Source organism: Pseudomonas sp. BGI-2, assembly GCF_004310295.1.
Taxonomy (GTDB): domain Bacteria; phylum Pseudomonadota; class Gammaproteobacteria; order Pseudomonadales; family Pseudomonadaceae; genus Aquipseudomonas.
On the sequence record NZ_SISB01000078.1, the window covers coordinates 1 to 8,870 of the forward strand.

At 58.8% G+C, this 8,870-nt stretch carries 5 protein-coding genes, 1 rRNA gene and 3 pseudogenes; 3 read left to right on the forward strand and 6 right to left on the reverse strand.

The genetic code is table 11. From position 1 onward, the window contains the following. Positions 1 to 42 precede the first annotated feature (42 nt). Positions 43 to 158 (forward strand): 5S ribosomal RNA (rrf, locus tag EYC95_RS29650). A gap of 183 nt (positions 159 to 341) precedes the next feature. Continuing rightward, entirely contained in the window at positions 342 to 938 is a 597-nt protein-coding gene (locus EYC95_RS29655; protein ID WP_131063488.1) for a DUF4157 domain-containing protein, read from the forward strand. A 30-nt stretch (positions 939 to 968) separates the two neighbouring features. Here EYC95_RS29655 and EYC95_RS29660 read toward each other — a convergent pair whose 3' ends face one another. The 6 genes and pseudogenes from EYC95_RS29660 to EYC95_RS29685 all read right to left on the reverse strand — a co-directional run. Next, a complete protein-coding gene (locus tag EYC95_RS29660; protein ID WP_131063489.1) occupies positions 969 to 1,784 on the reverse strand; it encodes a DUF1206 domain-containing protein in 816 nt (271 codons plus the stop codon). Between the two features lie 143 nt (positions 1,785 to 1,927). Next, complete coding sequence (locus EYC95_RS29665; protein WP_131063490.1) at positions 1,928 to 2,683, reverse strand: ABC transporter ATP-binding protein; 756 nt, start codon at positions 2,681 to 2,683, stop codon at positions 1,928 to 1,930. Next, positions 2,677 to 3,738, reverse strand: coding sequence for an iron ABC transporter permease (locus EYC95_RS29670; RefSeq protein ID WP_131063491.1), 1,062 nt, complete (start codon positions 3,736 to 3,738; stop codon positions 2,677 to 2,679). The genes EYC95_RS29665 and EYC95_RS29670 overlap by 7 nt, the downstream gene beginning before the upstream one ends. Continuing rightward, complete coding sequence (locus EYC95_RS29675; protein ID WP_131063492.1) at positions 3,735 to 4,355, reverse strand: hypothetical protein; 621 nt, start codon at positions 4,353 to 4,355, stop codon at positions 3,735 to 3,737. The genes EYC95_RS29670 and EYC95_RS29675 overlap by 4 nt, the downstream gene beginning before the upstream one ends. A gap of 64 nt (positions 4,356 to 4,419) precedes the next feature. Next, a pseudogene (locus EYC95_RS29680) lies at positions 4,420 to 6,834 on the reverse strand (TonB-dependent siderophore receptor). A 99-nt stretch (positions 6,835 to 6,933) separates the two neighbouring features. Continuing rightward, positions 6,934 to 7,323, reverse strand: a pseudogene (locus tag EYC95_RS29685) (histidine kinase); the annotation flags it as partial. Between EYC95_RS29685 and EYC95_RS29690 the strand changes: the two are divergent. Next, a pseudogene (locus tag EYC95_RS29690) lies at positions 7,314 to 8,567 on the forward strand (TonB-dependent receptor); the annotation flags it as partial. The pseudogenes EYC95_RS29685 and EYC95_RS29690 sit on opposite strands and share 10 nt — an antisense overlap. Between the last annotated feature and the right edge of the window lie 303 nt (positions 8,568 to 8,870).

Genomic DNA, 8,870 nt, shown 5'->3' on the forward strand with positions numbered 1-8,870 from the left:
GAGCGTGAACCTGAAAAGGCCCACGACCTGGCTACCGAATTTCTTGACGACCATAGAGCATTGGAACCACCTGATCCCATCCCGAACTCAGCAGTGAAACGATGCATCGCCGATGGTAGTGTGGGGTTTCCCCATGTGAGAGTAGGTCATCGTCAAGATTAAATTCCGAAACCCCTATCTGCGTATGCAGGTAGGGGTTTTGTTTTGTCCTCCAAAAAACATCCGAAGACTGGTACGGAGTACCTCCCGGGGGCGCTTGGTTCGGGGCTACGCTAAAGCTATGCGGGTCGTCGATCAATTGTGACCCTCTTTTCATGCTGCGTCCGTCTCTGGAGCGTTCAATGCCGCGCATCACCACGCGCCTGGTGGCTTTGTTTGTTCTTTGCCTGACTCTGGAAGTGCCAGCCCAGACCAACACCTGCCCAGCGGGCGAGAAACAAGTTTGCCTGGACGGCTGCACCTGCCTGCCAGACGTTGGGCAACTGCTCGGCCCCCAGCTTGATGGCCTCTACCAGATCGCAGCACCTGCTCTGGCGCTGTGGCTGACCCAAGCCCGCGCTGAAGCAGCCAACGCCGGCATCCAATCCATTCCACCGCATATACGGGAGCAACTGCTGCACTGGTACGATCCCAGCGTCCTCGATACCGCGCGCTATAAAGTCAGCAACAACGGTCAATTCAGCGCGGCCACTGCCATGCTGCAAAACCCCGATGTCGGTGCCGTGACGCTGATCGACATCATCCTCTTCCGGGACGCTCAAACCGCAGAACAGAATATCGCGCTCTGGGCGCACGAACTGAAGCATGTGCAGCAGTTCCAGGAATGGGGGGTAGAAGGATTCGCCCAGCGGTACACACAAGATTTCGATGCGGTGGAGGCGCCGGCTTATGCCATACAGGCTGAGGTCAGACGGATGGTGCGGGAAGGGGCTTACTGAAGGGTAGTGGATCAGTCATGGAGCATGCCTCTATGCTTTCGGCACCCCAGGCACATCCATGTTTATCTTGCGCCAAACGGCTTCGGACAAGCTGTAAACCGAAAAAGCGATCAACCCCAAGGCCATCACCATCAAAATCACGCCTCCGGCCGGCAGGTCCTGCAGAGCATCGAGGGCCTCCTTCATGCCGGGCGGATCCATGGCTTTATAGCGGGAGCCACTGATTATCAGCAGCAGAGCGATCTCAATAAAGACGACACCACGTGCTATAAGACCGAACCGTGACACCGGACGGATGTACTGCATGACGTCTTCGTCAGCTTCAAAATATTTCTCGAACGACGACTTCCACCCCTTGATGATATGGGCAATGCCTACGCCGAGAGGGACAAGTGCGAGCAGGTACACCAATACATTCGAGTGTTCCCAGGACAACAGATGCGCCAGTAAATCCCTGGTTTTCCCACCCCCGGGATTGCCCGAGTTTCTGATGCCGCCAATGAGTAAGCCCAACGCAAAAAACGCCAGCGCGCCGTTGACTACACCTCCCGCCAACAACCCTGCCCGAATGACCAGCCCCTTCATTTTATTACCGTGATGATCAACGTCGCGTATAGCTTGCAACACTCGCCAACCGGCGAAGGCAAACAGGCCCGCCACCACTAACCCGACTAAAACATAACCGAAAGGCTGGCTTAACAAGGCCTCCAGGCTCCTGTGACCGTCCTTCGGTTTTGTCGAGTCTTGAGCCGCCAGCAGCGCGAAGATCCCAATGATCAGGTAAAGAACGCCTCGAGCGGCATAACCTCCCCGAGCGAGTACAACAAGGCTGTTGTGCGCAGACATGGCAGCTAATTCCGCATAAGTAATAATAGAGCAGACCTTTCGAGTCGGGAGGGGTTCGATTGAAGGCAGGGTTGATCAACTCAATTTACGCTCACTTGAGGATTCCCTTTTCCGGCTACCCATCGGTTAGAGGGCTCACGCGATCAAACGATATCGTCAATCAGGATATGGTGCTGCCCCCGACTGCATGTTTCTATCCGCGCCTCGACCTTGTAGGCAGTGCGCAGCATCACCTCGGTAATCACGTCGTTGCTCGGTCCGCTGCCTTGACTTGTCCCATTGGCGATCACCAATACCTGGTCGGCAAAGCGCAACGCCTGATTCAGATCGTGGATCGCGATGAAGACGATAACCTCGCGTTTACGAGCAAGTGCCCTCATGAAATTCAGCACTTGCACCTGCCGATGCACGTCCAGCGCGCTGGTCGGCTCGTCCATTAGCAGGATTTCCGGTTTGCGCACCAGTGTTTGTGCGATGGACACCAGCTGTTGCTGGCCGCCGCTGAGTTCACCGAGGTTACGAAAGGACAATTCGGTAATCCCGAGGGCGCCGAGGATCTCGTCGACCAGTTTCAATTCATCGTCATGAACGACCCAACCCGGTGTCAGTTGTTTACGCGCCAGCAGCACTGATTCGTAGACCGTCAGGCGGGCACTGGCATTCAGGCCCTGAGGCATGTAGCTAATGCCCTGGTGGCTCTTTTTCGAGTCCTGCAGAATGATGTGGCCCGGCCCGTCAATCAGCCCGGCCATGCGTTTGAACAAGGTGGATTTACCCGCTGCGTTCGGCCCGACCACGGCAACCACCTGACCACCCGTGAAAGAGGCTGTGGTGACGCCTGAAATGATCTCGCGCTGTCCGTAACGAGCGCCGAGGTTATCGAGCTGGATCTTCACCATGAGTTTTTCTTCCCGCTGAGAATCAGTGATATGAAAAACGGCACGCCGATCAGTGACGTGACGACGCCGATGGGGAAAATCGCGCCCGGGATCAGGGTTTTGCTGACGACTGAACTGGCGGAAAGTATCAGCGAGCCCGTCAGTAAAGAGGCTGGCAGGAAGAACCGTTGATCCTCACCAATCAGCATCCGTGCGATGTGCGGGCCAACCAGTCCGATAAAACCGATGGTGCCGACAAAGGCCACCGGGAACGAGGCGAGCAGGCTGACCATGATCAGCGTCTGAAAACGCAGACGGCGTACGTTGATCCCGAAACTCGCGGCCTTGTCATCACCCAACCGCAGGGCAGTCAGTGCCCAGGCGCGTTTGGCAAAGATCGGCAGGGTGATCAGGATGACCAGGCAAATAACCCCGAGTTTCGGCCAGGTGGCTTTGGTCAGGCTGCCCATGGTCCAGAACACGACCGCTGCCACGGCTTGTTCGGTGGCAAAAAACTGCACCAGGGCCAACAGCGCATTAAAGGTAAACACCAAGGCGATGCCGAGCAGCACGATGGTCTCGGCGGTGACACCACGACGCATGCTCAGGAAGTGGATCAGCAGCGCTGACAGCATGGCCATGATGAACGCATTCACGGGCACCAAGTACTGCGCCGCCAGCGGGAACAGCGCCACACCAAAGGCCAGTCCCATGGCTGCGCCGAAACTGGCGGCGGCGGAAATGCCCAGCGTGAACGGACTGGCCAGCGGGTTGTTGAGGATCGTCTGCATCTGTGCGCCCGCCAACGACAACGCGGCCCCGACCGCGACGGCCATCAGCGCCACGGGCAGACGGATTTCCCACATCACCACCCGTACTTGCGCTGAAGCGGTGTCCGGCGAAAACAGCGCGCCGAGCACCTCAGTGAGGCTGTAGCTTGCCGGCCCAAGGGCCAGATCAAGCAGCACGCTGAACATCAGTAACACGGCGAGCCCGCCAAGGATCAGACGTTTGCGTAGCACCAATCGACGGTAGGTGTCGCGCTGAACGACCATTGTTTCGTTCAGTGAGCTCATTGCTTCACCTCAGGCTTGTCCAGGCTGACGAAATAACCGGGCTCGTAAGGCACCGGCAGAAATCGCTCATGCAGTTCGCGCAATGACGCATCCGGATCCAGATCGGCAAACAGCGTCGGGTGAAACCATTTCGCCAGTTGCTGGATGGCCGCGAACTGGTAGGGGCTGTTGTAGAACTCGGTGGCGTGCTGCGCCTCGATGTTGAGGATGATCACGTCGGGTCGCTGGGAGATCGCTTGCTCGATGTCGAAGGTGCCGTCTTCAAACCCGCCAAATGTCGGGATCTTCGCGATGGCGGGAAACTTTCGCAGGTAGGCGCCGTAGGTGTCCGGGTCAGACTGGATCAAGTCCTTTCGCCAGCCGACGATGCGTTCAATGGGGTTTTGCGTATCCAGTGCCGCGACGAGGTACAACTGGCGGCCCTCACCGAGAATGACTCGCCTGACCGGGAGGTGCACCTTGACCTTGCGCCCCAGCAAATCGGTCACTGTGCCGAGCGCGGGATCCGGGTCGGCGGCGAGCGCGTGGCGTGGCGTCAGAGAGCACAGCGATAGGCCCAACAGTCCTGCGAACAGCAGCGCAGCGAAGGTTTGGGATCGTCGAAAGAGGGTAACCATGGTGTATTCCTTTGCAGAAGCCAGACCGGACAACGGCTCAAGCCGCCGCGCCGGGGCGGACGTTTCAGAAATCGACGGTGGCCGACAGCAGCAGGGTGCGTGGTGATCCTTGGGAGAACGCCCCGTAGGACGCGACGCCCGACCAATACTCGCGGTCGAACACGTTCTGCACGGTGGCGCGCAATGTGGTCGGGTGTTCCGCAACTCGGGTAGCAAAGCGTGCTCCGACATCGAAGCGGGTCCAGGCATCAAGTTCTTGGGTGTTGGCCTGGTTCACGTACTGGCTGGCGGTGTAGATCGCGCCACTGGTCAGCGTCAGCCCCTCGATACACTGGGTGTCCCATTCGGCCCAGAGGTTGGCTTGAACGTTCGGGACGCCGACCGGTTTATTGCCACGGTTGGCGGCAACGCCGGACTTGGTCAGTTCCCCATCGAGGAGGGTCACGCCACCGAGCAGGCGCGTGCCCTGGGCAACTTCGCCAACCAGGCTCAACTCGATGCCGCGATTGCGCTGCTCGCCCTGCACCGAGAACCTGCCGGACGACAGCTCGCCGCTGGGTTTCTTGATCTGGAACAGGGCCAGAGTGCACATGAAGCTGCCGTAGTCGACCTTGACGCCGACCTCCTGTTGCCGGGAGATGTAAGGTGAAAAAATCTCCCCTGTGTTCGAGGCGGCGGACGGCGCGATGTCACCCTTGCTCAGGCCTTCGATGTAGTTGTAGTAGAACGACACGTGGTCCCAGGGTTTGGCGACGACGCCGAACAGCGGCGTGGTATCGCTTTTATCGTAGGAGGTTGTGACTGTCCCGGCCGCATTGTAGTTGTCGGACTTGATGTTCTGTTTGCGCAAACCGACGGTGACTTGCAAGCGCTCGTCGAGCACCGAAAGGGTATCGGCCAGGGCCACGCCAGACAGTTCGCTCTCGGAGATTTTCGGCGTGTCCGGTTTGGCGATGGAGGGTTCCGGACGGTCGACTGGGTGCTAGATGTTCGACAGTATCGCCGGGCCGGAAATGATGCCTCGGGACAACTCATCGCGATAACGGGTGACTTGCAGGGCGGTGCTGTGACTGACCGGCCCGGTGTCGAAGCGCAGGCGGGCACCAGCGTCGACCGTATAACGCTGGACTTCGAATTTGTAGTAGCCGGGGATTGAAGACGTGTCGCCCGCAGCGTTGATGATGGTCGGGGTCTGATCGGACATGCGCGACACATCCGATTTGCCGCCACCAGCGTGGGCAAATACGGTCAGGGCATCGTCAACGTCGTATTCGCCACCAAACAACGCCGACTTGTCACGGGTTTCTGACCAACCCCAGCCCTGGCTCACGCTGGTACGGCCATTGGCCGCTGAGGGAATCGGCACGTCGGGTGCGATGAGAAACGGTCGGGATGCTGCGTCGAACTGTTCTTTCTGGCTAATCAGATCCAAGGTGGTCCGCAGGCGGTCACCCTTATAGTCCAGGGAGATGGCGCCAATGTCGACGTCCCGGGATTGCTTGTCGATGGCCGTATCGCCTTGCTGGACACTGCCGTTGATCCGCACTCCGAACCGGCGCTCCTCACCCAACCGCCGACTTATGTCGAAGTGGCCACCGAGCTGCGAATTCATGCCGTAACTGGCCGTGAACCGGGTCAAGTCCTCGCCGAGGGAGCGCTTGGGTACGACATTGATCACGCCGCCAACGGCGCTGTTGGACGACATTCCATAGAGCAGGGCGCCGGGGCCTTTCACCACTTCGATGCGTTCGACGTACTCGGTGAACACCCGGTAGTTGGACGCCACACCGTACACACCGTCGAACGCCAGTTCACCGAGATTGCCTTCGCCGACGGGAAATCCACGGATGAAAAACGAATCGACAATACCGCCGGTCTGGCCCGTGGAGCGCACCGAGGAGTCACGCTCCAGCAGATCGCCCACGGTGATCGCCTGCTGATCCTTGATCAACGTCGAGGTGTAGGTGCTGATGCTGAAAGGTGCGTCCATCACCAGTGTATTGCCCAGCATGCCGAGGCGTCCGCCGCTGGCGACCTGGCCCCCCGGATATACGGGGGGCAAGTTGTCGGTACGTCGGTCGGTGCCATTGATCGCGGTTTCCCCCAGGATCAACTGGCGTACCACCAAGGTGTAGCTGCCGTCGTCGCGTAAAACCATTTCCAGGCCGCTTCCGGCCAGCAAGCGTGTGATCGCTTCCTGCGTGGAGTAAGTGCCGGACAACCCTGGACTGATCAAGCCTTCGGTGATCGATGGCTGGAACGACAAGGCAATGTCGGCATCCACGGCAAAGCTCGACAGGGTTGCACCAAGCGGCCCGGACGCAATGTTGTAAGCATGGAGAACGGAAAAGTCCCGTTGCGCCGGTACGGCTGCCAAGGCAAGCGGACAGGCAGCAGCGGTCAGAGCAAGGCTGAGCGACATACTGCGAATCATTGGCTTGAGCGAACGGTCCGGCCGTAAGGGCCGAGCAACGAGGATGAATGGGTGACCTATGGACGAGGTGAAAAGGTTGTTCCTCTCTTTGCCAGTTGAGATCAAAAAAAGTATCACCGGCGCAGCATTGTTTTTTGCGTGAGGTCAGGCGGGAGAGAGCGTCACCCAGTAGCCGCTCAAGTGGCCGGTGACGAGTACCGGGTAGGTTTGCACCAGCATATTCAGCGTGCGCCGGGTTTCGCTGATGGGAAAGGCGCCGGAGATGCGCAGCTCGGCAATGGCCGGATCACACCGCACGAAGCCTTTGCGATAACGCGCCAGCTCGGCGACGAAATCCGCAAGGCGCATCTTGTCGGTCATGAGCATGCCTTGGGTCCAGGCACCGATATAGCGGTCTGTCGGGTTCACCTGGCCAAACGTGCGGGATGAAAAATCGGTGCGTTGTCCGGCGTTGATGATCAACGGGGCGGCCTGATTGCTTTCCGTCAATTCGACCCTCACAGCGCCGTCCAGCACCGCGAGATGGGTGCGGGGACACCAAGGAGCAATCGGCGTTGCTGGGTGGCGAATATGATCTGACTGACGCGGTCACCGTGTTCGCCCATGCCGGTGGCGGCAAGGCAGACGTCAAGCGCAAGTCGGACCAGGTGCCGAGAATCCTCAACGACGCAGGCGATACCAGCAACATTCCCGGTTACTACAAATTCAACGTCGATCGCTCGACGGCCGACGTGGGGATGCGCGGCGTGTTCGCCACCGGGCCTGTCACCCACACGACCACGCTGATGGCGACCCGGTATCAGGACGAACTGTCCCGGGGGATCAACAACGGGACGGCCATCAATTCGAACATCTACCACCCGGTGGAGGTGCCCGAGCAGTTCATCAACGCGCCAAAGGTGCTGCGTATTTCCGAGTCGGAGTTGTCCGGCGTCGCGTTGACCGACACGCTGTCCGTGCTGGACGACCGCATCCAGTTGACGTTGGGCGTGCGGAAACAGGACATCGAGTCGCGTAACTACAACGCGACAGGTTCGATCTGCTCCAAATATGACGACAGCGCCACGACCCCGCTGGAGGGCGTAGTCGTCAAACCCTGGGAGGACGTTTCGCTCTACTACAATTATGTCGAGGGCTTGAGTAAGGGTGATATCGCACCGGGCACCGCGGCCAACTCCGGCGAAACGTTCGCCCCTTATGAGTCGAAGCAACACGAAGTCGGCGTCAAATATGAACATGGCACGTTCATGACCACCCTGGCGTTGTTCCAGATTGAAAAGCCCAGCGGCGAAATTGGCGCAGGCAACGTGTTCTCGGTGCAGGCAGAACAACGCAACCGCGGCGTTGAGCTGAGCATGTTCGGGGAAATCGCACCGGGCACTCGCTTGATGGGCGGAGTGACCTTCCTCGATGGCGAACTGACGGATTCGGCCACGGCTGCTAACCGGGGCAACGAGCCGGTGGGCGTTCCCGACGTACAAGCCAACCTTTGGGCTGAATGGGACACGCCATGGCTGGAGGGTTTTACCCTCACTGGCGGTGCAATCTATACCGGCAGCCAATACGTCAATCAGGCCAATACCCAGGAGCTGGATGCCTGGACGCGCTTCGATACGGGTGCTCGCTACACCACCAAAATCGAAGGTCGACCTACGACGTTCCGCGCGACGGTTCAGAACGTGTTTGATCGAGAGTACTGGTCAGGCGTCGCCTCGTATGGCGCGTTCTCTCCGGGTTATCCGCGGACGCTGCAGCTGTCGGCTACGGTCGATTTCTGATGGAGGCGGGTTGTCGGGCGGCAGCGCGCGGTGAGTAGCCACGTAAGTAATTTTTTGATGCCTGAAAGTTTCTGAAAAGGAGTATTCGAATGTTAAACAACTCAGCGTCGACGACCCTCGCACCCTTGAAATTCCGATCGACGACTGCTCATCGTGCATTCGAATTCGATCGCAGCTGTAGTGGTCTAATGAAACCGGACACCCATTTAGGCGAGAATGCTCGCCAGATCGAGGTGTCAGATGACCAAACAACGCCGTTCCTTTTCTGCTGAATTCAAACGCGAGGCTGCCGAACTCGTGCTC